The organism is Herbaspirillum sp. Her3 (assembly GCF_057961275.1).
The window spans coordinates 872,037-896,434 of sequence record NZ_CM176328.1 but is presented as its reverse complement, the minus strand read 5'-3'; the positions used below and the strand labels follow the sequence as shown (position 1 = coordinate 896,434).

At 64.5% G+C, this 24,398-nt stretch carries 22 protein-coding genes; 14 read left to right on the top strand and 8 right to left on the bottom strand.

Annotated elements, in window-relative coordinates; genetic code table 11:
* Position 1: 1 nt before the first annotated feature.
* From ACVC5H_RS04095 to ACVC5H_RS04085, 3 genes are all read right to left on the bottom strand, one after another.
* Complete coding sequence (locus ACVC5H_RS04095) at positions 2-895, bottom strand: ABC transporter permease (RefSeq protein ID WP_171940746.1); 894 nt, start codon at positions 893-895, stop codon at positions 2-4.
* Positions 896-1,030: 135 nt separating this feature from the next.
* The gene (locus tag ACVC5H_RS04090; protein ID WP_489621132.1) at positions 1,031-2,002 is read right to left on the bottom strand and encodes an ABC transporter substrate-binding protein; all 972 of its coding nucleotides are present in this window, start codon (positions 2,000-2,002) and stop codon (positions 1,031-1,033) included.
* A gap of 144 nt (positions 2,003-2,146) precedes the next feature.
* On the bottom strand, positions 2,147-3,127 hold the full coding sequence (locus ACVC5H_RS04085) for an ABC transporter substrate-binding protein (protein WP_489621131.1): 981 nt from the start codon (positions 3,125-3,127) through the stop codon (positions 2,147-2,149).
* 213 nt (positions 3,128-3,340) lie between these two features.
* Between ACVC5H_RS04085 and ACVC5H_RS04080 the strand changes: the two genes are divergently transcribed.
* Together ACVC5H_RS04080 and ACVC5H_RS04075 are read left to right on the top strand one after the other, a co-directional pair.
* On the top strand, positions 3,341-3,730 hold the full coding sequence (locus ACVC5H_RS04080; RefSeq protein ID WP_489621130.1) for a DUF2946 family protein: 390 nt from the start codon (positions 3,341-3,343) through the stop codon (positions 3,728-3,730).
* 89 nt (positions 3,731-3,819) lie between these two features.
* Entirely contained in the window at positions 3,820-4,338 is a 519-nt protein-coding gene (locus ACVC5H_RS04075; RefSeq protein WP_489621129.1) for a copper chaperone PCu(A)C, read from the top strand.
* A gap of 92 nt (positions 4,339-4,430) precedes the next feature.
* Here the strand turns inward: ACVC5H_RS04075 and rfaE2 are convergent, their stop codons facing one another.
* The 4 genes from rfaE2 to ACVC5H_RS04055 all read right to left on the bottom strand — a co-directional run bounded on the left by rfaE2 (position 4,431) and on the right by ACVC5H_RS04055 (position 8,226).
* Positions 4,431-4,913: a D-glycero-beta-D-manno-heptose 1-phosphate adenylyltransferase gene (rfaE2, locus tag ACVC5H_RS04070; protein ID WP_489621128.1), complete on the bottom strand. Its 483-nt coding sequence runs from the start codon at positions 4,911-4,913 to the stop codon at positions 4,431-4,433.
* An 89-nt stretch (positions 4,914-5,002) separates the two neighbouring features.
* Positions 5,003-5,857, bottom strand: a complete 855-nt coding sequence (locus ACVC5H_RS04065) for a ferritin family protein (RefSeq protein ID WP_338716731.1) — start codon at positions 5,855-5,857, stop codon at positions 5,003-5,005.
* Between the two features lie 138 nt (positions 5,858-5,995).
* A complete protein-coding gene (locus ACVC5H_RS04060) occupies positions 5,996-6,904 on the bottom strand; it encodes a PhaM family polyhydroxyalkanoate granule multifunctional regulatory protein (protein ID WP_489621127.1) in 909 nt (302 codons plus the stop codon).
* 29 nt (positions 6,905-6,933) lie between these two features.
* On the bottom strand, positions 6,934-8,226 hold the full coding sequence (locus tag ACVC5H_RS04055; RefSeq protein ID WP_489621126.1) for a branched-chain amino acid ABC transporter substrate-binding protein: 1,293 nt from the start codon (positions 8,224-8,226) through the stop codon (positions 6,934-6,936).
* Positions 8,227-8,335: 109 nt separating this feature from the next.
* On the opposite strand from ACVC5H_RS04055, the gene ACVC5H_RS04050 reads away from it, so the two are divergent.
* From ACVC5H_RS04050 to ACVC5H_RS04035, 4 genes are all read left to right on the top strand, one after another.
* Positions 8,336-9,472: a DUF3108 domain-containing protein gene (locus ACVC5H_RS04050; RefSeq protein WP_489621125.1), complete on the top strand. Its 1,137-nt coding sequence runs from the start codon at positions 8,336-8,338 to the stop codon at positions 9,470-9,472.
* A 170-nt stretch (positions 9,473-9,642) separates the two neighbouring features.
* Entirely contained in the window at positions 9,643-10,413 is a 771-nt protein-coding gene (locus ACVC5H_RS04045; RefSeq protein ID WP_489621124.1) for a DUF3108 domain-containing protein, read from the top strand.
* A 112-nt stretch (positions 10,414-10,525) separates the two neighbouring features.
* Positions 10,526-11,266, top strand: coding sequence for a 7-cyano-7-deazaguanine synthase QueC (queC, locus tag ACVC5H_RS04040; RefSeq protein ID WP_489621123.1), 741 nt, complete (start codon positions 10,526-10,528; stop codon positions 11,264-11,266).
* A gap of 38 nt (positions 11,267-11,304) precedes the next feature.
* Entirely contained in the window at positions 11,305-12,492 is a 1,188-nt protein-coding gene (locus tag ACVC5H_RS04035) for a serine hydrolase domain-containing protein (protein ID WP_489621122.1), read from the top strand.
* A gap of 127 nt (positions 12,493-12,619) precedes the next feature.
* On the opposite strand, the gene ACVC5H_RS04030 is transcribed toward ACVC5H_RS04035, so the two are convergent.
* On the bottom strand, positions 12,620-14,935 hold the full coding sequence (locus ACVC5H_RS04030; protein ID WP_489622647.1) for a penicillin-binding protein 1A: 2,316 nt from the start codon (positions 14,933-14,935) through the stop codon (positions 12,620-12,622).
* A 363-nt stretch (positions 14,936-15,298) separates the two neighbouring features.
* Here ACVC5H_RS04030 and pilM point away from each other — a divergent pair, with 363 nt between their 5' ends.
* The 8 genes from pilM to ACVC5H_RS03990 all read left to right on the top strand — a co-directional run bounded on the left by pilM (position 15,299) and on the right by ACVC5H_RS03990 (position 24,327).
* Positions 15,299-16,198: a type IV pilus biogenesis protein PilM gene (pilM, locus tag ACVC5H_RS04025; RefSeq protein ID WP_489621121.1), complete on the top strand. Its 900-nt coding sequence runs from the start codon at positions 15,299-15,301 to the stop codon at positions 16,196-16,198.
* Positions 16,199-16,266: 68 nt separating this feature from the next.
* Entirely contained in the window at positions 16,267-16,761 is a 495-nt protein-coding gene (locus ACVC5H_RS04020) for a pilus assembly protein (RefSeq protein ID WP_489621120.1), read from the top strand.
* Positions 16,758-17,345 carry a hypothetical protein gene (locus tag ACVC5H_RS04015; protein ID WP_489621119.1) on the top strand — a complete coding sequence of 196 codons (588 nt, stop codon included), beginning with the start codon at positions 16,758-16,760 and terminating at the stop codon, positions 17,343-17,345. Before ACVC5H_RS04020 ends, ACVC5H_RS04015 begins: the two co-directional genes overlap by 4 nt.
* Positions 17,342-17,983, top strand: a complete 642-nt coding sequence (locus tag ACVC5H_RS04010) for a hypothetical protein (protein WP_489621118.1) — start codon at positions 17,342-17,344, stop codon at positions 17,981-17,983. The genes ACVC5H_RS04015 and ACVC5H_RS04010 overlap by 4 nt, the downstream gene beginning before the upstream one ends.
* Positions 17,980-20,007 carry a type IV pilus secretin PilQ gene (locus ACVC5H_RS04005; RefSeq protein WP_489621117.1) on the top strand — a complete coding sequence of 676 codons (2,028 nt, stop codon included), beginning with the start codon at positions 17,980-17,982 and terminating at the stop codon, positions 20,005-20,007. The genes ACVC5H_RS04010 and ACVC5H_RS04005 overlap by 4 nt, the downstream gene beginning before the upstream one ends.
* Positions 20,008-20,206: 199 nt before the next feature.
* Positions 20,207-22,006, top strand: coding sequence for a bifunctional shikimate kinase/3-dehydroquinate synthase AroKB (aroKB, locus tag ACVC5H_RS04000; RefSeq protein WP_489621116.1), 1,800 nt, complete (start codon positions 20,207-20,209; stop codon positions 22,004-22,006).
* Positions 22,007-22,008: 2 nt separating this feature from the next.
* Complete coding sequence (locus ACVC5H_RS03995) at positions 22,009-23,160, top strand: deoxyguanosinetriphosphate triphosphohydrolase (RefSeq protein ID WP_489621115.1); 1,152 nt, start codon at positions 22,009-22,011, stop codon at positions 23,158-23,160.
* A gap of 423 nt (positions 23,161-23,583) precedes the next feature.
* Positions 23,584-24,327 (top strand): DUF5610 domain-containing protein, encoded by a 744-nt coding sequence (locus ACVC5H_RS03990; RefSeq protein ID WP_489621114.1) that lies wholly within the window; start codon positions 23,584-23,586, stop codon positions 24,325-24,327.
* Positions 24,328-24,398 lie beyond the last annotated feature (71 nt).

Sequence of the window (24,398 nt, the reverse complement as noted above, 5' to 3'; positions counted from 1 at the left end):
GTCAGGCTCCCTTTCTCAGCAGTTTGAGCTTGCGCTTGCCCATGGGCAGCACCAGCGCCAGCATCACCAGCACGGCGGTGACCAGGTTCAGGTCCTGCGCCTGCAGGCCGATGAAGTCGCTGTTGAGCGCCAGCGCGATGAAGAAGCGATACAGGATCGCCCCCAGGATCACCGCCAGCGTAGTCCACACCAGGCGGCGCGCCGGCAGGATGTTCTCGCCGATGATGACGGCCGCCAGGCCGATGACGATGGTACCGATGCCCATCGAGATGTCGGAACCGCCCTGGGTCTGCGCAAACAACGCACCGGCCAGTGCCACCAGCGCATTGGCCAGCGCCATGCCGGCCAGCGTGGCGCGGCCGGTGGCGATGCCCTGGGCGCGCGCCATGCGGGCGTTGGCGCCGGTAGCGCGCATGGCCAGGCCGATCTCGGAAGAGAAGAACCAGTCCAGCAGCAGCTTGGCGGCGGTCACCACCACCAGCAGGATCAGCGGACGGCCGACGTAATCGGGAATCCAGTCCGGCTGCAGGATGGTGAAGATGGTCGGTTCGGAAATGAGCGGCACGTTGGGCTTGCCCATCACGCGCAGGTTGATCGAGTACAGCGCGATCATCATCAGGATACTGGCCAGCAGGTCCATGATCTTGAGCCGTACGTTGAGCCAGGCGGTGATGAAACCGGCCAGCGCCCCGGCCAGCAGGGCCACGAAGGTGGCGAGGAAGGGATTGTAGCCCGCCGCGATCATGGTGGCGGCAACCGCGCCGCCCAGCGGGAAGCTGCCATCGACGGTCAGGTCAGGGAACACCAGGATGCGGAAGGAGATCAGCACGCCGAGGGCCACCAGACTGAAGATCAGGCCGATCTCCAGCGCGCCCAGGAGGGTATACAGCGACATAAAAGGACTTTCTAAAAAAAACACATTCGGCACGGCGCGGTACGCCGATGCCGAATGTCTTCTGCGTGGCGCCGGCGCTGCACGGGTGGTGCGGCGCCGGCGGTGCATGGCCGACGGATCAGACTGCGGTCATGCTTAGTTGAGCACCTTGGTGGCCGACTTCAGGAACTCCGGCGACAGGGTGACGCCCTGCTTTTGCGCCGCCGAGGTATTGACGTACAGCTCCAGGTTCTTCACCGGCGAAGAGGCGATCTCGCCAGCCTTCTCGCCCTTCAGGATACGGGCCACGACCTTGCCGGTCTGGCGGCCCATGTCGTAGAAATTCACACCCAGGGCGGCCACCGCACCGCGCTTGACGCTGCCGGTGTCCGACGCGATCAGCGGGATCTTGGCATCATTGCAAACCTTGGCCAGCGACTCGAAGACCGAGACCACGTTGTTGTCGGTGGTGGTGTACATCACGTCGATCTTGCCGATCAGGCTCTTGGCGGCCGGAGCGACGTCCACCGAACGGGGCGCGGCAGCTTCCACCAGGGTCAGGCCGGCTTTCTGCAGCTCACCCTTGAGGTTGTTGAGGGCCGACACGGAATTGGCTTCGCCCGGATTGTAAACCACCCCCACGCGCTTGGCCTCGGGCACGACGCGCTTGATGATCTCGACCTGCTTGACCGGATCCAGCATGTGCGACAGGCCGGTCACGTTGGTGCCGGAGGGCTTCCAGTCCTTGACCAACTGCGCGGCCATGGGATCGGCGATGGCCGAATAGACGATGGGGATGGTCTTGGTGGCGGCCACCATCGGCTGCGCCGAGGGGGTGCCGATGGCGACGATCACGTCCGGATTGTCACCCACGAACTTCTTGGCGATCTGGCCGGCGGTGCCGGCATTGGCCTGGGCGCTCTGGAAATCCCACTTCAAATTCTTGCCGGGCTCGAAGCCTTCGGCGATCAGTTCGTCCTTGGTGCCGTCGCGCACGGCGTCCAGGGCCGGGTGTTCGACGAAGGAAGTGATGGCCACCACCTTCTCGGCCGCCAGGGCCGATGCACAGATGGCGCTCAGCGCCAGCGCACCGGCGATGGCGCGCAATGACTTGGATACTGCAAACATGGTCCTCTCCTCATTCATGGTAGTCAGGCCTCGGCGTTCCTCTCGACCGGGCCCGTTATGGGTATGGGCAAACGCTTGATACGATGCTGCCGCCGGATAAAGAAGATCCCGCGTCGCAGCGGGATCTTCACTACCGGGCTCGGTTTATTGCTTGATGACGGTCTTGGCCGAATTCACCAGCTCCGGCGACAGGGTGACACCCTGCTTCTGCGCGGCGGCGGTGTTGACGAACAATTCCAGCTTGCTGCTGGTGGCCGAGGCGATGTCGCCGGGCTTTTCACCCTTGAGGATGCGGCCGACCACCTTGCCGGTCTGGCGGCCCAGGTCGTAGTAGTTCACACCCAGGGCGGCGATGGCGCCACGCTTGACGCTATCGGTGTCGGAGGCCACCAGCGGGATCTTGGCGTCGTTGCCGACCTTGACCAGCGCTTCATAGGCCGAGACCACGTTGTTGTCGGTGTTGGTGTAGATCACGTCGACCTTGCCGATCAGGCTCTTGGCGGCCGAACCGACGTCCACCGAACGGGGCGCAGCGGCTTCCACCAGCGTCATGCCGGACTTGGCCAGCAGTTCCTTCAAGGCCTTGACCACCACGGCCGAGTTGGCTTCACCCGGGTTGTAGACCATGCCCACGCGCTTGGCATTGGGCACGACGCGCTTGATCAGGTCGACTTGCTTGTCCAGTTCCAGCAGGTCGGACACACCGGTGACGTTGGTACCGGAGGCTTTCCAGTCCTTCACCAGTTGCGCGGCCACCGGATCGGTCACGCCGGAATAGACCACCGGGATGCTCTTGGTGGCCGCCACCACGGCCTGGGCCGAAGGGGTGGCGATGGCCACGATGGCGTCGGGCTTGTCACCGACGAACTTGCGGGCGATCTGGGCGGCGGTGCCGGTGTTGCCCTGGGCGCTCTGGTATTCCCACTTCAGGTTCTTGCCGGCTTCGAAGCCTTCTTCCTTCAACTCGTCCTTCACGCCGTCACGGATGGCGTCCAGGGCCGGGTGCTCGACGATGGCGGTCACCGCGACCGACTTGTCGGCAGCCATGGCCGGGGCCGCACAGACGGCAGCCAGGGACAGGGCGGCAACCATGGCGCGCAGTGTCAGCTTGGGGTGGTAGGACATGCAGTCTCCCTTGCAAAAATGTGAATGAAATACCCGAAATCCTGAAAAGACGCTAAGTCTAGCCTAGCGCATGTGAACAATCAATTTGCATGAGGACGCGCCCGGCCGCCGCCATGGCAGGCCAGACGGGGCACTCGCATTGGTGAACACACCCTGATCGGCATCAAGCCTGGCGCAGGGCAAACGAGGGGCCGGTTGCTATAATCTGGCCCCATGTCTTCCCGCCTGCGCCCCTCTTCCACGCGACCTGCGCCCTGCCGCCCCTGGCTGCGGGCGCAAGTGTGGGCCAGCCTGATGCTGGTGCTGGCGATGGTGGCCGCGCCCTGGTGGCAGCAGGCCGCCGCGCGCACGCTACGGGACATTCCCGCCATGGCCATCTGCAGCGTGGGTGGCGGCACGCCCGCGAATGCCCCGGCGCACCTGGCGGCCAGCCACTGCCCGCTGTGCTGCGGCAGCCATGCGGCTTCGCCGGCGCCGGCGTCTGCCTTCTTCGATACCACCGTCTTGCCCGGCATCAGCTATCCGCTGGCGCGCGCCGTCACACGAGTGCGCTCGGCCAGCCTGGCGCCAGGATCGCCCCGGGCCCGCGCGCCCCCTGCCTGAACAGCGCCGTCCCTGGCGCCTTTGCACCGACCACTGCGGGCCGCGAGCCCGCATTCCAGACATGAACGAGACAACCAGGAATCCTATATATGAAGCATTTTGTCAAAATCCCGGCCGCTCTGGCCATGGCTTCCGCCCTGCTTTGCGCAGCCCCGCTGTCGCAGGCCCATGAATACAAGCTGGGCCAGCTGGAAATCGGCCATCCTTATGCCCGCGCGACCGTGCCCGGCCAGCCGGCCGCAGGTGCCTACATCAGCATCGAGAACAAGGGCAGCACGCCGGATCGCCTGATCGCCGTGTCTTCGCCCGTGGCCAAGTCGGGTGAAATCCACACCATGGCCATGGAAGGCAACGTCATGAAGATGCGCGAGCTCAATGGCGGACTGGAGGTCAAACCCGGCCAGAAGATCGCCATGCAGCCGGGCAACGGCTACCACATCATGCTGATGGGCCTGTCCAAGCCGCTGCAGGCGGGCGACAAGGTGCCGGCCACGCTGACCTTCGAGAAGGCCGGCAAGGTCGAGGTGACCTTCAACGTCGAGGACCGCAATGCCCCGGCAGCGGGCATGGATGACATGAAGGACATGAAGGGTCACATGCATCACTGATGCAGGCCGGCGCGCGGCGCCGAACCTGGAAACGGCAAGGCCGGCAGCGAGCGATCCATGCTCCTGCCGGCCTTGCCGTTTGGGGGAGCGGATCAGCCCGCCAGCTTGCGCACCTTGGCCAGCAGCTTGGTGGTGGAGCGGTCATGCTCGAAGGCGATCGCCAGCACCTGGCCGCCATAGGCCGCCACGGCCTGGCCTTCGCGAATGGCGTGCATGTCGTAGTCGCCGCCCTTGACGTAGATCTCCGGACGCGCCTGCTGCACGGCTTCCAGCGCCGTGTCTTCATCGAAAGGCACCACCAGCGAGACCGACTCCAGGGCGGCCAGCACCGCCATGCGGTCTTCGCAGGTGTTGATGGGCCGGTCATCGCCCTTGCCCAGGCGCTTCACCGACGCATCGGTATTGGTCGCCACCACCAGCGAGGCACCCTGGGCGCGGGCTTGCGCCAGGTAGGTCACGTGGCCGCGATGCAGGATGTCGAAGACGCCATTGGTCATCACCACCGGCTTGGGCAATTGGGCCACGCGCTGCTGGAGTTCGTCGCGGGTGCAGAGTTTGGATTCGAAGTCGGCCATATTGATCGGGATCGTTGCGGGATGAAAAAAGCCGCAACCAAACAGGTTGCGGCTTTGCGATTGTACTGCCTGTGAAGGATTTTCCCCGATCAGGCTGCGGCTGCGCCAGCCGGCATGAGGCGCTGGGTCACTTCCTTGCGGTAGCGGTTCAGCTCCTGGACGTTGCTGAAGGTACGTTCGAACAGCAGCGACATGTTGTGCAGGATGCGGTCGACGACCTTCTTTTCCCATTCGCCGTCGAACTTGATCTGGCTGTCCAGCCAGCGTTCCAGCCATTCCGGATCGGGCAGGCGGCTTTGCACGGTGTCGTTGGGGAACAGCGCCTGGTTCACGTGCAGGTTGGTCGGGTGCAGCGGCTTTTCGGTGCGGCGGGCCGAGGCCATCAGCACGCCGATCTTGGCGAAGGCCGCGCGGGCCTTGTCGCCCACTTCGTTCAGGGCCTTCTTCATGTAGCGCAGGTAGGCGCCGCCGTGGCGGGCTTCATCCTGGCTGATGATCTTGTAGATCTGCTTGATGACCGGCTCGGTGTGCCAGTCAGCGGCACAGCGGTACCAGTGGTTCAGGCGGATCTCGCCGCAGAAGTGCAGCATCAGGGTTTCCAGCGGCGGGGCGGGATCGAACTCGAAGCGCACGTTGTGCAGCTCTTCTTCGGTCGGGCACAGGTCCGGACGGAAGCGGCGCAGGTATTCCATCAGCACCAGCGAGTGCTTCTGTTCCTCGAAGAACCATACCGACATGAATGCCGAAAAATCGCTGTCCCCGCGATTGTCGCGCAGGAACATCTCGGTGGCGGGCAGGGCCGACCATTCCGTGATCGCGTTCATGCGGATGGTCTGCGCCTGTTCGTCGGTGAGCAAGGAAGCGTCGAACTTGTCCCAGGGAATATCCTTATCCATATTCCAACGGACCTGCTCTAGCGATTTGAACAATTCTGGGTACAGCATCTCTGTGTGTGCCTATATGCGTTAAGTGTTTGATTTTAACAAGATTTTCCTGCCCCATCCTAAAACGCCCAGGTTTCAGCAATATGACAGAGGCCCCGGCGCATTCGCGCCCGGGGCAAGGCTCTGCCATGGCGAGGATCAGGGGGAAGTTGGCTTGCGGGAGGCTGGCTTCTTGTTTTGCCCGGATTGTACAACAGCCGTCCTGACCGGCGCGCTCGTATTTTCCGCACGCTTGGGCGCTTTCTTGGGCGCTGGCTTGGCCGCCGCCGGCCTGGCTCCCTTGGCCGGCTTGGAAGCCCCGGCCGGCTTGGCTTTCGGGCCAGCCTTGGGCTTCGGGGCAACTGTCTTATTTTCGCTACGTTTGGGCGCCCTGGCGGGCTTGGGGGCCTTGGCAGCCTTGGGCGGCTTGGCCGGTTTGAGCAGCGGTTCCTGCTCGGGCAGGCTGCCGGCCAGGGCATTGCCGACGGCGTGCTTGAACTGCTCCTGCAAGACGTTCCACCAGGCATTGGGGTTGGCGATGGCCGATTGCAGATCGGGGGGCGGCGGCGCTGCGCTCTCCTCTTCAGCGACGGGTTCGGGTCCGGATTCGGCATGCGGCGAGGAAGCTTGCTCCTCTGCAACATCAGGCGCATCGGCAGCATCGGCGTGCGGCTCTTCCTCTTCTTCACCCGCCTCCTCCGGCTTGCCGCCTGCACCCGGCCACATCGGGAAGCCGAAGGGGAAAGCCGGCGCCGGGCGGTCTTCCTCATCGGCCTGCGATGGCGCTTCCGGGGCACCGCGCGAGGCCATGATCTCGCTCATGGCCTGCAGCGTGGAGAGGGTGGCGCTCTGCACTTCCAGCGTCTGGATGGTGGCCTTCAACATGTTCAGGTTCAGCTCCAGCCAGGAGGCCACGGTCTTCAGGTCAGCGATCTTCTTGTTGATGTCCTCCACCGACAGCGAGGGCGTGGCCATGGCGGGCGCGCCCATGCTGCTCCACATCTTCTTCATGAAATCGAGGGTATCGGCTACCGAGCCTGCGCCCGGCATCTGGTCATGATTCAGCATTGATCGCTCCTGTCGTTGTGGTGTCGTTGTCAGCGAGGCGGCCGCTGCATCCGGCAAGTGCTCGGCAGTGCGGTCTGCTCGGCCGGGATGAAGCGCTCGGTGCGGAATCCGAAGCCGCTGCCCTCATTGTCGAAACGGATGCCGCCGCTGTCGGCGCGCTGCATCTGCATCAGGTAGAGCGGCTGGATCAGCTGGTGATCCTCGGCCCGCATGCTCGCCTCGTGGAAGGCATTCTGATAATGCGCGCCTTCCAGGGCATATGCAACCGCCTTGGGATCGGTAGTCTTGGCTTTTTCGATGGCCTTGACCAGCATGTCGATCATCACCTGCATGCGCAGGTAGAGGTAATCATCCTTGGGCTGCGGGTAGCGCTTGCGGAACTCCTGGTAGTAGGCATCGCTGGGCGAACCGGGATTCCCCCCCGCATTGGGATGCCACTCGGCCACCGCGCGCACCACGCCCACACCGGCGTCGCCAATGGCAGCCGGCGCACCGAGACTATTGGCATAGAAGGTATAGAACTTGGCCTTGAAACCGGCATCGCGCGCAGCCTTCACCAAGAGCGTCAAGTCATTGCCCCAGTTGCCGGTGATGACGGCATCGGCCCCGGCGCTGCGCATCTTGGCGATGTAGGGCGCGAAATCCTTGATCTTGCCGATGGGGTGCAGCTCATCGCCGACGATGGCGATGTCGGGCCGCTTGGCCGCCAGCTGCTCGCGCGCCGCCTTGGCCACCTGGCGGCCGAAGCTGTAGTCCTGGCCGATCAGGTAGACCTTCCTGGTGGCGGGATCGGCCTTGATGGCTTCGGTCAGGGCCTGCATGCGCATGTCGGCGCTGGCATCGAAACGGAAATGCCAGAAGCTGCATTTCTCATTGGTCAGCGCGGGATCGACCGCCGAATAATTGAGGAACAGCACGCGATGATCCGGTTCGCGCTGGTTGTGCTTGTTGACCGCATCGATGAGTGCAGCGGCGACGGCTGAACTGTTGCCTTCGATCAGGAAGGGGATGCGCTCATCGGTCAGCTGGCGAAACTGCACCAGCGAGTCTTCCACGCCCAGCTTGTTGTCGAAGGTGGAGAGCTGCAACAGGTGCTTGCCATCGGGCAGGCTCACGCCGCCACGCGCATTGACGCGCTCGATGGCATAGCTGATGTTGCGCACCACCGCTTCACCGGCATTGGCAAAGGGACCGGAGAGGCCATCGATCATGCCGATGCGCACGGGTGGCAAGGGAGCAGCGGAGGTGGAAACAGCGGCCAGCACCATCAGGGCGGCCGACAACATGCGCAAAGGCAGGCGGGAAGACAGGGACAGGTTCATCGATCTGCAAAGGGCAACGGCAAAAAGCGCATTGTACGTTGTTTGAATTGGCCTTCCTTTGAGGTGCGCCCGCACGACGGCGCGCACCTGATCCGATACACTGGCGGGCATGAGCGAAGTTTCCCGTCCCACCCGGCGCTGGCCGCGCCTGCTGATCCTGATTGCATTGAGCCTGGCGCTTCACGCCCTGCTGGTGGACTGGGGCCGGCGCCACATCATCGTGCCGGGCCAGACCGATGCACCGACGCCCACCCTCACCGTCGAACTGCATCCGGTGCCGCCGCCCGAGCAGCCGGTTGCGCTGCCGGTGCAGCCCAAACCGGCCAGACCGGCGATCTCCCGCAGCCATCCCGCCCCGGCCCCCCGCCGCACGCCCGAGCCCTCGGTCGAACCACCCGACGAACCGATCCGCGAAACCGTCGAGCGCATCACCACACCTGCACCTGAAGCACCGCAAGCGGCTGCTCCTGCAGCGCCCGCCAATGGCAGCAGCCAGGCTGCGCAGGGGAGCGGCGAAGGGACAGGCAGCGCCCCCGGCACCGGCAGCAGCGATGGCCAGGACGCGGCCCCCGGCAAACAATACCAGACCAGTGCCCCGCCCAGCGTCTTGCTGGAATACGACGTCACCGGCACCAAGGACCAGCAGCCCGCCTACGGCCGCGGCAGCATCGCCTGGACCAACGAAGGCAGCCACTATCGTGTCGAGGGCAAGGCCAAGGCGCTATTCTTTACACTGCTCAATTTCACCAGCGTGGGCGAACTCGATGCCTGGGGCGTCTCGCCGGAGCTCTACACGGAACAGAAGGGCTTCAAGTCCGCCACCAATACCCACTTCAACCGCGAGCGCAATGAGGTCAGTTTTTCCGCCTCCACCACGCGCTACCCGCGCCACGGCGGCGAACAGGACCGCGCCAGCCTGATCTGGCAGCTGGCCGCCATCGGCCGGGGCGATGCCGCGCAGTTCCAGCCCGGCACGGTGATCGACCTGTTCGTGGCCGGGGTGCGCGATGGCGAAATCTGGCGCGTGCAGGTGCTCGGGCAAGAGGACATCACCCTGCCCGTCGGCCACGTGCAGACCTGGCACCTGGTGCGCATGCCCAAGCCCGGCTCCTATGACGATCGCGTGGATATCTGGCTGGCCCCCCAGCATGAGTGGTATCCGGTGCGGGTGCGCTATACCGACCTGCGCCCCAACGGCGACTACACCCAGCTGGACCTGTCGGACCTCAAAACGCCGGGCGCATGAGGGCAATTCAGGGCCGATTCTGCAAGTCCTGTCAAAATCGGAAACAATTGCGCACAATTGCGCGGCAAACCGGCAGAACCGTCTTCCGGCATTTTGGTCGTATTCCTTCATACGGCCAAACCCTGCCTCGCCGCCAAAGACCCGATAGAGACCAACACGAAGAATCCGCCATGAAACAACTTTCATATCGCCTCCTGACCACCCTCGCTGCGCTGCCGCTGGCCGCCCTGCTGGCGAACGCCCCCGCCCTGGCCGCCGACGGCCCACATCCGGTGGAAAAACGCCCCTACAACCTGCCGCCCTCGGCCGAGCTGCATTACGCCATCAGCGCCAAGCAAAGCGGCCTCGACCTCAAGGGCGAAGGGCTGGTGAAGTGGACCCAGAGCAAGACCGCCTACAGCGTCAACACCGAGACCCGTGCCATGCTGCTGGGCAAGATCCTGGAAACCAGCAGTGAAGGCGCCATCGATGCCTATGGCCTGGCCCCGTCGCGCTTCGTCGAAAAGCGCCTGCGCCGCGAACCGACCACCACCACCTTCAACCGCGAACAGAACAAGATCACCTTCACCGAATCGGCAGACAGCTTTCCGCTGCAGGGCGGCGAGCAGGACCGTACCGGCATCACCTGGCAGTTCGTCGCCATTGCGCGCGCCAATGCGGCCAAGATGAAGCCGGGTTCGGAATGGAAATTCTTCGTGGCCGGTCCGCGCGATGCCGAGCAGTGGACCTTCAAGGTGATCGGCCGTGAAAAGGTCAGCACCGCCCAAGGCGAGACCGAAGCCCTGCACGTGTTCCGCAATCCGCCGCCGGATGACCAGGCCCAGAAGCTCGATATCTGGCTGGCGCCCAAGATGGAGTGGTATCCGGTGCGCCTGAAGTTCACCGATCCCAATGGCGACTATATCGAGCAGGTGCTGGATTCGGTCAAGAAAACCAACTAAGCTAGCCGCTGTTGAACGCGCGGGGCCTGGGCTGGCAGCGATGCCGCCCGGCCCCGCGCCGATTTTTGCGAATCCATTCTCCCCATTACGTGTTTACGTGTCGAGCCCGTCCATGTCCGCTACTCCCGCCATCGCCCCCACCCTGAACACCCAGAGCGCCCTGGTGCTCTTCTCCGGCGGCCAGGATTCCACCACCTGCCTGGCCTGGGCGCTGTCGCGCTACCAGCGCGTGGAAACCATCGGCTTCGACTACGGCCAGCGCCATGCCATCGAACTGGAAGTCCGCCCGGCCCTGCTGGAAAAGATGAAAGCCTTCTCGCCCGAATGGCAGGCGCGTTTGGGCGAGGACCACATGATCGACCTCTCGCTGATCGGCAAGATTTCCGACACGGCCCTGACCCGCGACGTCGAAATCGCCATGCAGGACAATGGCCTGCCCAATACTTTCGTGCCCGGCCGCAACCTGCTGTTCATGACCGTGGCCGCCACCCTGGCCTATCGCCGTGGTCTGAACGTGCTGGTGGGCGGCATGTGCGAGACCGATTTCTCCGGCTATCCCGATTGCCGCGACGACACCATGAAAGCCCTGCAAGTAGCGCTGAACCTGGGCATGGCTACGCAACTGAAAGTGGAAACGCCGCTGATGTGGATCGACAAGGCCCAGACCTGGGCCCTGGCCGAATCGCTGGGCGGCGCGCCGCTGGTGGACCTGATCCGCGCCGACACCCATACCTGCTACCTGGGCGAACGCGGCCAGCTGCATGACTGGGGCCATGGCTGCGGCAAGTGCCCGGCCTGCGAACTGCGCGCACGCGGCTACCAGCAGTACGCGGCGCGCAAAAGCGCCGGGTAATCGGGCACAATAGGCTCACCATTCCAAGAACGAGCCTCATGCCCCACGCCCGCACCACCACCCTGCTGGCCCGCTGCGCCGCCGCGCTGCTGGTGCTGCTGGCCGGCGCCGAGATCGGCCGGCGCATCGCCGACCTGCCCAGCCTGCCGACCCTGGTCGACCTGCAATTCGACCTGACCCCACGCAGCCAGAGCTACAAGGTCTTCGACTCCAATCCGATTGCACGCTCCTCGCATCCGCAGCCGCTGCCCACGGCGTTGCGTGCGCTGGACCTCGACGTGCCGTGGAAAGAGGGCAAGCGCCTGCCCCTGCTCGATTTCATCAAGGGCACGGCGGCCCACGCCTTCGTGGTGATCCAGGATGGCAGCGTGATCTACGAGCGCTACATCGATGGCTATGACGCCCATTCGCGCTTCACCTCGTTCTCGGTCTCCAAGTCCTTCGTCTCGGCCCTGACCGGCGTGGCGCTGAAGCAGGGCAAGATCGGCTCGCTCAACGATCCCATCGGCCGCTATCTCAAGAGCGACGAGATTTCACCGGCCTACGCCAACATCACCATCGGCCAGTTGCTGGACATGCGCTCGGGCATCGACGTGGAGGAAAACTACGGCGGTTCGCTGGCCTCGCCGGTGGTGCGCATGTTCGTCAGCACCGACCTGCACCGATTCATCGCGCGCCGCAGCGGGCTGCGCTTTGCGCCCGGTTCGCGCTTCGAATACCGCAGCGTCGATACGCTGGTGCTCTCGCGCGTGCTGGCGCGCGCGACCGGCATGCGCCTGTCCGACTTCGCCCAGCAAGCCCTGTGGGAACCGCTGGGCATGGAGGAGGATGCCAGCTGGAGCGTCGACAGCCGCCAGCACGGGGTGGAAAAAGCCTTCTGCTGCCTCAACACCACCGCCCGCGACTTCGCCCGCCTGGGCTTGCTGTATCTGCATGGCGGACGAATCGGCGGCCAGCAGATCGTCAGCCCCGCGTGGGCGGCCGAGCCGCGCCAGCCGGTCAACAACGGCAATGCCCTGGACTACCACGATGGCTGGTGGATTCCGCCGGGCAATGCCGATGACCGCGATTTCGCGGCCATCGGCGTATTCGGCCAGTACATCTACGTCAATCCGGCCACGCGCACGGTCATCGTCAAGCTCAGCGACTATGGGGTGGAACAGGATGAGGTGCTGACCATGCTGGCCATGCGCAGCATCAGCCATGCGGTGTCCGGCAAGGACTGAAAAAACGCACGCCCACGCCACGCATGCCCATGAAAAAACCGCCTGTCTTGCAACAGGCGGTTTTTTCGCTGGAGGACGCAGCCGTCAAAAATATAAACGATATAAACCTTTTATATTTTTTATAGCATCAGAACAATTCGTTCTTCATCTGCGTCTTGGCCTTTTCTTCTTCCGGCGTCATCCCGCCGTGGTCGCCCATGCCCAGGTCACGCACCATGGCGCTGGGCGGGAACTCGGCATAGTAGTACTCGCCGCCCGATTCGATCACGCCGTCCGGTACCTTGCGATCCACATTGGGCACGTCCTTGAGGACCTTGGACATGTAGCTGATCCACACCGGCAAGGCCAGGCCGCCACCGGTTTCGCGGTCGCCCAGGCTCTTGGGCTGGTCGTAGCCGATCCAGGCAATGGCGGTGAGTCCGGGCTGGTAGCCGGCGAACCAGGCATCCATGGAATCGTTGGTGGTACCGGTTTTGCCGGCCAGGTCGGTGCGCTTCAGGGACAGCGCCTTGACCGCCGTGCCATGGCGCACCACGTCGCGCAGCATGCTGTCCATGATGAAGGCATTGCGCGCATCGATGACGCGGTTGGATTCATCGTCGGCAGTGGCCGGCTTGGCCTGCGAGAGGACTTCACCATTGCTGTCGGTGACCTTGGTGATCAGGTAGGGATTGATCTTGTAGCCGCCGTTGGCGAACACCGAATACGCGCCCACCATCTGCAAGGGCGTCACGTTGCCCGCACCCAGCGCCAGGGTCAGGTAGGGCGGGTTCTTGTCGGCATCGAAACCGAAGCGGGTGATGTATTCCTGCGCATACTTCACGCCCACGCGCTCCAGGATGCGGATGGAGACCAGGTTGATCGACTTCTGCAAGGCGCGGCGCATCGAGATCGGGCCTTCGAACTTGCCGCCATAGTTCTTGGGTTGCCACACCTGGCCACCGGTCTGGGTGAAGGTCAGTGGTGCATCATTGATGATGGTGGCCGGCGACAAACCCTTTTCCAGCGAGGACGAATAGATGAAGGGCTTGAAGGACGAACCCGGCTGGCGCCAGGCCTGGGTGACGTGATTGAACTTGTTGCGGTTGAAGTCGAAGCCGCCCACCAGCGAACGGATCGCGCCATCCTGCGAATTGACCGAGACGAAGGCTGATTCCACCTCCGGCATCTGGGTGATGATCCAGTTGTTGCCGTCCTGGAACACGCGGATGATGGCGCCACGGCGGATCTTCTTCTGCGGCGGTGCCTTGTCCGAGAGCAGGTTGGCGCCAAAGCCCAGGCCGGCACCAGAGATGCTGATCTCTTCGCCCGTGGAGAGCATGGCGGTGATTTCCTTGGGCTTGGCCTCCAGCACGACGGCGGCCACCATGTCGTCGCTGTCGGGGTGGTCGGCCAGTTCCACTTCGACCGCATCTTCCACGACTTCCTTGGAGGCGTTCTCCGGCAGGTCCATGTAGCCTTCCGGACCGCGATAGCCGTGGCGGCGCTCGTAATCGATGATGCCGCGCCGCAGGGCGATGTAGGCGGCATCCTGGTCGGTCTTGGTGATGGTGGTGAAGACGTTCAGGCCGCGCGTGTAGGTCTCGTCCTTGTACTGCGCATAGACCAGCTGGCGCGCCATTTCAGCCACGTATTCAGCATGCATGCCGAAGGCCGAGCTGTCGCCCTTGACGCGCAGTTCCTCATCCTTGGCATCCTGGTACTGGACCTCGGTGATGTAGCCCAGCTGGCGCATGCGCAGGAGGATGTACTGCTGGCGCGCATGCGCACGCTTGGGATTGACCACCGGGTTGTAGGCCGAGGGTGCCTTGGGCAGGCCGGCCAGCATCGCAGCTTCGGCGATGGTGATGTCCTTGAGCTGCTTGCCGAAATAGATCTGGGCGGCCGAGGCAAAGCCGTAGGCGCGCTGGCCCAGATAGATCTGGTTCATGTAGACCTCGAGGATCTGGTCCTTGGTGAGGTTGTTCTCGATCTTCCAGGCCAGCGGGATCTCGTAGAAGAACTTGCGCACCGCCTTCTGCAGGAAGGTCGGCTCGTTGCTGGTCAGGAAGAAGTTGCGCGCCACCTGCTGCGTGATGGTGGAGGCACCGCCGCCACCGCCGGAGAGGTTGGAGAAGGTAGCGCGGGCGATGCCCTGGTAGTCGACGCCGCCGTGTTCATAGAAACGGTCATCCTCGATGGCCAGCACGGCCTTCTTCATGATGTCCGGGATGTCCTTGAAATGGACCAGGTTGCGGCGTTCCTCGCCAAATTCGCCGATCAGCACGCCATCGGCCGAGAAGATGCGCAGCGGGATCTTGGGGCGATAGTCGGTCAGCGTATCGAGATCGGGCAGCTTGGGATAGGTCAGGGCGACGATGAAGGTCACGCCCAAAAGCACCATCACCACCAGGCCCAGCACGGTACCGAACAAGCCCAGGAGGATGCGCAGCGACCAGTGCATGCGCTTGCGGGGCGCCTTTTCTGCGGGGGCCTCGGCCGATGCCGGTTTGCGTTGATCGCCGCCGTTGGAAGATGAAGACATTCGAATTAAGCGTTAAAGCAGGCCGAAGCTGCAGGCCAGAGCCGGAGTGGAAGAAACAAGCCCGCATTATAGCGGCTCGCCCAGAGGCGTCGCGCGGCCAGGTGTTGCAAATAGACCAAAGGACAATGGGGCGGTTCCGGGGAGGAGGCAGGAAGTGCGGCATTGGCTGCACATTGCCGCATGAATTGCTGCGAATTTGCAGACATTCCTCAAGTTTCCTCTATTCCCGCCTCGCCGCGCCAGCCGGACAATCCGAAGCTTCCCTTTGCAAGAGAACCGCATATGGCTGGCTTCCCCCTCTTCTTCGGCCGCAGCACCACGCGCCTGTGCGCGGGCCTGGACATCGCCCCCGACCGTGTGCGCCTGGCGCTGCTGCGCCGTACCGGCCGGCACGCGCAACTGCTGCGGGTGACCCAGCGGCTCACGGGCGGGGTGATCTGCCAAAACGGCCAGATCACCGACTTCGACGCGCTGGTCCTGATCTGCCGCTCCCTGCTGGAGCAACCCGGCTGCGAGCGTGCCACCGTGGCGCTGGCCGTCCCGGCCCGCTGCCTCATCGGCCAGCGCCTGGTGCTGCCGGCCGGGGCCCATCCGGTGCAGCGGCTGCAGCAGGTGCACGCCGAGATGGCTGCCCACGGCATCAGCACCGATGACCATGCACTGGATTACTGCGAACTGGGCCCACAGCCGGGCTCTGGGCTGGACCAGCAGGTGCTGGCCGTGGCGGCTTCGCGGCTGGCCATCGAAGACCGCCTGTCCCTGGCCGCTGCCATCGGGCGCCCGCTGGCCACGCTGGCGCCCGAAGACCTCTGCCTGGCGGCCTGGCTGCGCGAAGACAGGCGAGCCGACCAGAACGCCGTGCTGCGGCTGGACCGTAGCGGCCAGTGGCTGCTGCATGGCGAGGGTCCCAGCCATGCCATGCCGCCCGTGGCCGCCAGCACGGCCCACCTGGCCTTGCTGGCCCAGGCCGCGCCGCTGCTCAAGCCGCTGCCGCGCCGGCTGATGCTCAGCGGCGACCATCCTGCGCTGGCCGCGATTGCACGCGCCTTCACCAAATACGCGGGACTGGAAGCGCGCGTGGCCACGCCCCCCTTCTCGCTGATGCTCGCACCGCAGATCGCGGCGCAGATGCCCGCCGACTATCACCTGGCACTGGCCCTGGCCTGGGAGGGACTGGCATGAGATGCGGCATGGATTTTTCACGCTCGCCGGCGCAGCGGAGGCGGGCACGTGAACGGGATTTCTATCGCATGCTCGCCTGCGCCCTGCTGTTGGGCGTCACGCTGGCGGCTTTGCCGGGCATGCGCATTGTCTTGCACACGGCGTCCCTGCAGCAGGCCAATGCCCTGCTGACAGGGAAATTGCAAGCCTTGGCGCCGCAGGCAAAGCAAGCTGCCGTCTTGCGCAGCCGGATTGCCGCGCTGGAAAAGCAGCTCAGCAGCCACCAGCAGCTCGGCCGGCGCCGTCACCAGGCCGGACTGCTGCTGCGGGCAGCGGCACAAGCCGCGCAGGCGAGCCGCAGCAGCATCCGCCTGCAACGCATCCTTCTGCAAGGCGACCGGGGTGAATTACGGGGCCAGGCCGCCAGCGCCGAGGAAGTCCGGGATTTTGCGGCCGCCCTCGCCGCAGCCGGACTGGAGGGCAGCGCCCTGCATGAGCTGCAGGCCGAAGACGGCGCCTATTCCTTCACCCTGGCCATCCCCCTGGCCCCGTCCCTGCCTGCCTCCGGGGGAGCCGCACCGTGAGCCAGACCCGCTGGCGCACGCATCCCGCCCACTGGCCGCTGGTTGCGCGCCTGGTGCTGTGGCTGCTGGTCGTGCTGCTGGTCGCCGCCAGCGGCGTGTTGATGGCCGTGGCCGAACTGGACGACGGCCGGCAGGCAGCGCGCCAGCGTCAGCAGGATCTGCGTCTCCAGTACCAGGCGGCGCTGACGCAAATGGGGCAGCAGCCGTCCCTGCAATCCCGCGAACGCATGCTGGCCGTACAACTGGCCGGGCAACAGGCGCAGATCTGGCCAGCCGACCAGGCACAGCCGGACCTGCTGCAAGCCAAGCTGGCCCGCCGCGCCGGCGAATGCGGGCTGACGCTGGAATCCTTCAAGCCCTTGAGCGGCAAGCTGGCTGCCACCATCGTGCTGCGCGGCAGCCATGCCGGCCTGCTGCGCTTCGTTGAACTGGTGAGCAGCCTGCCCCTGCCGGTGCTGTTCGAGCGGCTCGACATCAGCGTGACTGAACAAGGCGGCCAGGCAGTGCTGCAGATGAATGCCACCGTCAGCGCTCCCATGGCCGTCCCCCTCTCGCCCACGGAGTCGAAGGAGCCCGCACCATGAGCCTGCCCTGGCTGGCATCGCTGCCGCTGTTGCTGGCGGGCGTTGTGTATGGCGCCCTGCTGGCCGTTGACCATCCCGATGAAGTGAAAGCCACCAGGGCATGGAGCGAGCGAACACTGCAATCGGCAGCGCGGCCCGCCCCGGCCGCGCTGTCCGAACCATCCACCGATGAGGCGGACAACGGCGACCACGCCGAATTGCCCGATCCCTTCCGGCTCAGTGAAGTCGCGCCCGCCATCCCGTCCAGGCGCACCGCCGTCCGCGTTCGTGAGCATGACGATGACGACGATGAGCGTGGCCCAGCCCAGGTTGCGGCGCCCGTCATTGCCGTCTCACCGCCCGCTCCCACCGTGCGCCTGCTGGGCACGCTGCGCCGCGACCAGGACTGGATCGCCATCGCCGAACTGGAGGGCACAACCCGGCAATTGCAGGCCGGGGATGCGCTGCCCGGTGGCCTGGGCCGCGTGCTGGCGGTACGCGAAGAGGCCATCGACATCGGTCATGACGGCCAGCAGCAGACCATCGCCATGACCACCCTGCCGCCGCCCAGCACCTTGGCGCTCGTGCCTTCGCGCCCGCCTGCCCGCAGTGGCCGGGTTGCCCGGCGCCGCCTGATTCGTCCCGGAGTCTCGCCATGAAGATGATCCTGCTCCTGCTCACCCTGCTGCTGAGCCAGGCCGCCACAGCCGGCAACCGCTTGCTGGCCATCCACGTCCACCCGGGCAGCGACGGGGCGACGCTGGAACTGCGGCTGCAAGATCCGTTGGAGCCGGCCCAGGTCGAGGCTTTCCAGCTGATCGATCCGCCCCAGCTGGTGCTCGATCTGCCCCAGACCAGTGCCGCAGAAGCGCTCACCCGCACCATGGCCGGCAGCGGCCTGGTCAAGCGCATCCAGCTCGCGGCAGACGATGAACGCCTGCGCCTTCAGGTCTCGCTCAAGCAGGCCTTCACACATCGCCTGCGCGCCGAGGGAGATCGCCTGATGGTAGACATGGCACTGCGTCCCGCGCCCGATCCGGCCGCACTGCAATCGATGGACCTGCGCCGTGGTCCGCTGGGTGAGGCGCGCCTGAGCGTGGAAATGGGCAGCAGCGAGCACACCGTACAAGTACGCCAGCTCGGTAGCCGGCTGATTGCCGACATCGCCGGAGCCACCGTGCCGCTGGCCTTGCGGCGACAAGTGCAGGCCGGGCAACTGGGCACGCCAGTCACGCAATACAGTGCTCTTTCCCATCAGGATGGCGCACGCCTGGTGCTGGAAATGCAGGGCCCATGGCGCTACCAGGCCTACCAGAGCCGGCAGCGGCTGATGATCGACGTGTTGCCGGTCAGTGCAGGCAGCGCGACAGCGGGCTTGCCGGAAGGCAAGAGCTACGGCGGCCAGCGGCTGTCGCTGAATTTCCAGAACATCGACGTGCGCACCGCCCTGCAGGTGCTGGCCGAGCACAGCGGCGTGAACATCGTGGCCAGCGACACGGTGTCGGGCCAGTTGAGCCTGCGCCTGAAGGACCTGCCCTGGGACCAGGTACTGGACCTGATCCTGCAGGCCAGGGGCCTGGAAATGCGCCGCCATGGCGAGGTGCTGTGGATCGCGCCGCGCGACGAGATGCTGGCGCGCGAACGGATGGAGCTGGAGCAGAAAGCCACGATCGCCGACCTGGAACCGTTGCACGCCGAGAGCTTCCAGCTCAATTACCAGCGTGCCGATACCCTGCGCAAGGCCCTGGGCATCGGCGAAGACGGCAGCACCCAGGCCAATCGCCGCAATGCCCTGCTCTCGCGCCGGGGCAGCGCCATGATCGACAACCACACCAACCAGTTGCTGGTCACCGATACCCTGGCCGTGCTGGCCAATGTGCGCAAGCTGATCGAGCGGATCGACGTGGCCTCGCGCCAGGTCCTGATCGAAGCCCGCATCGTCGAGGCCGATGACAGCTTCTCGCGCAACCTGGGCGTCAAGCTCGGACTGGCGGCTACCACGCGCGGCGCGGCCGTGGGCAATGGCTATGCCGCCATCGGCGAGCACAGCGGCCAGACGCCGGCCACGCCCGACCTGTACCTGCGCGAACCGGCCCTGGACCTGCGTGCCGAAGCCCTCAGCGGCGCAACGCCCGGCAGCTTCGCCTTCACCCTCTTCAATGCGGCGGCCCAGCGCTTCCTCAACGTCGAACTGTCGGCGCTGGAAGCCGACGGACGCGGCAAGATCGTCTCCAGCCCGCGCCTGATCACGGCCGACCAGCAGGCCGCGCTGATCGAGCAGGGTGAAGAAATTCCCTACCAGCAAGCCGCCGGCAATGGCAGCACCGCCACTGCCTTCAAGAAAGCCAACCTGAAGCTGGAAGTCACGCCCCAGATCACCCCGGACGGCAACGTGATCCTGGACGTGGACGTCAACAAGGACAGCCGGGGCAGCATCACGCCGGGCGGATTGGCCATCAACACCAAGCACATCAAGACCAAGGTCCAGGTCGAGGACGGCGGCACCGTGGTCATCGGCGGCATCTATACCCAGACCGACAATGACCATGAGACCCGGGTGCCGCTGCTGGGCGAAATCCCGGTCCTGGGGGCGCTTTTCCGCAGCCAGAGCAAGGTGCGCGACAAGACCGAACTGCTGATCTTCCTGACACCCCGCATCGTCGCCGCGCCGCGCCCGTATTGAGCCGGACGCCCCGGCAGACGGGATTTTTCCCCGATGGCGGGGCAAAGGACGGTAAAATCGCTGTTCCAGGCCCGCCGCGCCGGGCGCAAGCCCGCCCGCAGCCGGCCTGGCAGCCGTCCACCGGGCGGCAGGCGACCGTGCCGGCAGACGTGCGGCGCCGTGACATTGGCCAGTAGCGCAAAGCGCAGAATTCTTAGATATGACTGGAAGCATCTTCCTGGTCGGCTTGATGGGAGCCGGCAAGACCACCATAGGCCGGGCCCTGGCCAAAAAGCTGAACAAGCGTTTCGTCGATTCGGACCACGAAATCGAAGCGCGGACCGGCGCCACCATCCCGGTGATCTTCGAGATCGAGGGCGAGGAGAACTTCCGCCGCCGCGAAGCCGAGGTGATCCGCGAGCTGGCGGCCCTGCCCGACATCGTGCTGGCCACGGGCGGCGGCGCGGTCCTGCGCGCCGAGAATCGGGACAATCTCAAGAAGGGCGGCACCGTCGTCTACCTGCGCGCCAGCATCAACCAGATCCTGCAGCGCACCGGGCGCGACAAGAACCGCCCGCTGCTGCAAACTGCCGACCCGCGCCGCAAGCTCGAAGAGCTCTCGCGCCAGCGTGATCCGCTGTATCGCGAAGTGGCCGATTTCGTGGTCGAGACCAACCGGCCCAATGTGCAATTCCTGGTGCAGACCATCATCAGCCACCTCGAACTCTCCCCCAAGGAAGGCGCCTGGCAACCTGTTCCAGAACCTGACGAAACCGTCGTATTCGAGACCAGCAGCGCTTTACTGACCCAGGCCGCCGATGGCACCACCACGCTTTCCAGCAGCCACTCCACCCAGATCCTTCATGGCGCTGCCAGCGCCGAATCCAGCCTTCGCAGCATGAACCAGAACACCGCCCCCGCCGCTACTTCGATCGCCGCCCTCACCCTCAACGTCGACCTGGGCGAGCGCAGCTATCCCATCCATATCGGCCGTGGCCTGCTGGATGACGCCAGCCTGCTGCCGCAATACGTCAAGGGCAAGCGCGTGGCCATCGTCACCAACGACAAGGTGGGCCCGCTCTACCTCGATAAAGTAGCGCACGCCCTGCGCGCGGCCGGCAAGCAGGTTACCGAGATCGTGCTGCCCGATGGCGAGGAAGAAAAGAACTGGGCCAGCCTGATGAAGATCTTCGATCGCCTGCTGGCCGACAAGTGCGACCGCAAGACCACCCTGATCGCCCTGGGCGGCGGCGTGATCGGCGACCTGACCGGCTTTGCGGCGGCGTCCTACATGCGTGGCGTACCCTTCGTGCAAGTGCCCACGACGCTGCTCTCGCAGGTGGATTCGTCGGTGGGTGGCAAGACCGGCATCAACCATCCGCTGGGCAAGAACATGATCGGTGCGTTCTACCAGCCGCAGGCCGTCATCGCCGATACCGCCACGCTGCACACCCTGCCGGCGCGCGAACTGTCGGCCGGCATTGCCGAAGTCATCAAGCACGGCGCCATCATCGATGCGCCCTTCTTCGACTGGATCGAAACCAATATCGACCGCCTGGTCTCCAAGGATGATGCCGCCCTGGCCTATGCCATCCAGCGTTCCTGCGAGATCAAGGCCGAGGTGGTGCGCCAGGACGAGCGCGAAGGCGGCCTGCGCGCCATCCTCAACTTCGGCCACACCTTCGGCCACGCCATCGAAAATGGCCTGGGCTATGGTCAATGGCTGCATGGCGAAGCGGTGGGCTGCGGCATGGTGATGGCGGCCGACCTGTCCCAGCGCCTGGGCTACATCGATGGCGCCACGCGCGAGCGCATCCGCGCCGTGACTGCTGCGGCCGGCCTGCCGACGGTGGCGCCGGACCTGGGCACGGACCGCTGGCTGGAACTGATGGAAGTGGACAAGAAGAACGAAGGCGGCCAGATCAAGTTCATCCTGATCAAGCCGCTGGGAAGCCCCTTGATTACCAACGCGCCGCAGGAACTGCTCTTGCAAACCCTGGCGGCCTGCACCGGAGAATAAACATGCACACTGAAGCGCCCGACCATCTCGCCCCTTATGCCGCCCACTCGGCAAGTTCGCGAGGCCGGCGCTACAGTGAAACCCCACCCGGTTCGCGCAGCGAGTTCCAGCGCGACCGTGACCGCATCGTCCATTCCACTGCCTTCCGCCGTCTCGAATACAAGACCCAGGTCTTCGTCAACCATGAAGGCGACCTGTTCCGCACCCGCCTGACCCACAGCATCGAAGTCGCGCAGATCGCCCGCTCCTGCGCGCGCAACCTGCAACTGAACGAGGACCTGGTGGAAGCCATCTCGCTGGCCCACGACCTGGGCCATACACCCTTCGGCCACGCCGGCCAGGATGAGCTGAACCACTGCATGAAGCATCACGGCGGTTTCGAGCACAACCTGCAGAGCCTGCGTGTGGTCGATGAGCTGGAGCAGCACTATGGCGCTTTCGATGGCCTGAACCTCACCTTCGAGACCCGCGAGGGCATCCTCAAGCACTGCTCCCTGCACAATGCGCGCCAGCTGGGCGAGATCGGCGTGCGCTTCCTGGAGAAGAAGCAACCCTCGCTGGAAGCGCAGCTGGCCAACCTGGCCGACGAGATCGCCTACAACAACCACGACATCGACGACGGCTTGCGTTCGGGATTGTTGACGATGGAGCTGATGAGCGAAGTCGATTTCTTTGCACGCCATCTGCGCGAAGTCGAACAAGCCTATCCTGGCATCACCGGCCGCCGCGTCATTCATGAAACGGTGCGGCGCATGATCAATGCACTGATCGTCGACCTGATCCAGACTTCGCGCAGCCGCATCGCCGAGATCGCCCCGCGCGACATCGAAGACGTGCGCAATGCCCCGCAGCTGATCGCCTTCTCCGACGCCATGGCGGCCGAAGCGGCCATACTGAAAAAATTCCTGCGCGAGAAGCTCTACCGTCATTACCAGGTCAACCGCATGACGGCCAAGGCGCGCCGCATCATCGCCGAAATGTTCGAAGCCTTCATCGGCCAGCCCAACCTGCTGCCGCCGGATTACCAGGTCAAGGGCATCGCCGACGATACCCAGCGTCTCGACAAGCAGGCGCGCAAGGTGGCCGATTACATCGCCGGCATGACGGACCGCTATGCGATCCGTGAACACCGTCGCCTGTTCGTGATGGAGTGAATCCGCAACACTGAACGCAGCGTTTCGATACGCTGCGTTTTCTCCGGGCGCCTCCTAGATGTGTTCTGCGGGTGATTTCATTGCACGCACGCAAGAAAACGCCTGCGCCCCCTCACCCTCCCACATCTCGTTACATTTTTCTTCCATATTATTTTCGCGCCCGGCTCGGCTTGATGGCACGGAACGGCTCGCCGCAAACCCTTGCCTGGCAAGGGTTTTCATCATCTTGCACCAATGCGCGACCGCAGCGGCAAGCGCATCGGCGCTGAAACTGCGACGTGTAAATTTTTGTCAATATCAAGTCCGCTTTGAACGGGCCGTTATGCAGGAACGGAGTGGATGCGCATGGTGCGCAGCCCGGCTTCGCTGGATCCGTCTTCCCCCCTTGATGCCCGGATCCCCTTTCTTTTTCAGGAGACCGTCATGGCTATCGGCAACACCACCGGCGTGGACACCAAGTCCCTGCTGCCCGGCACCAACTCTTCCATCGCGTCGGGCTCGGCCAGCGACACGCTGCCCGCGACCACGAGCGACAGCACCAGCGGCGACAAGATCGCCGAGGCGCGCCAGTCCAACCTGCTCACGGTCAGCGGCGCCAAGGCGCAGCTCAACTTGTCCATCGTGCAGTCATCGCTGGAAGTGTCGCTGCAGACCCAGAACGATCCCCTGTCGCTGGTCTACAAGACCGCCATCGAAAACATCAACGACATCCTTCGTCCGCAGCTGGGCGACAACGCAATCCAGACGGCGGCAACGCAGGACAATTCCCCTGAAGCCACGGCCGGGCGCATCGTCTCCTTCATCACCAACATGTTCGACCTCTACAAGAAGAACAACCCGGACAAGGATGACGCCAGCAACATCGATGACTACATGAACCTCATCTTCAAGGGCGTGGACCAGGGCTTCAAGGAAGCACGCGGCATCCTGGAGAGCCTGAACGTACTGCAAGGCGATATCGCCAGCAACATCGACAAGACCTATGACCTGGTGCAGAAAGCACTGGGCGACTTCATCAACAAGGTCAAGGGTGGCAAGCAGGAGGGTGAGGATGATGCAGGCAGCGATGGCAACGCTGATGGCCAGGGCGGCACGGTGGTGGCCAGCGAGACGACGGTGAGCATTTCGGTGTCGGTGAGTCAGACGCGGATCAGCACGAGCGCGTGACTGGCCTGTCCGTCGTATCCCATTTCTTCCAAAACCTAATAAAAAAGAGGCTGATTCCTAGGGAACCAGCC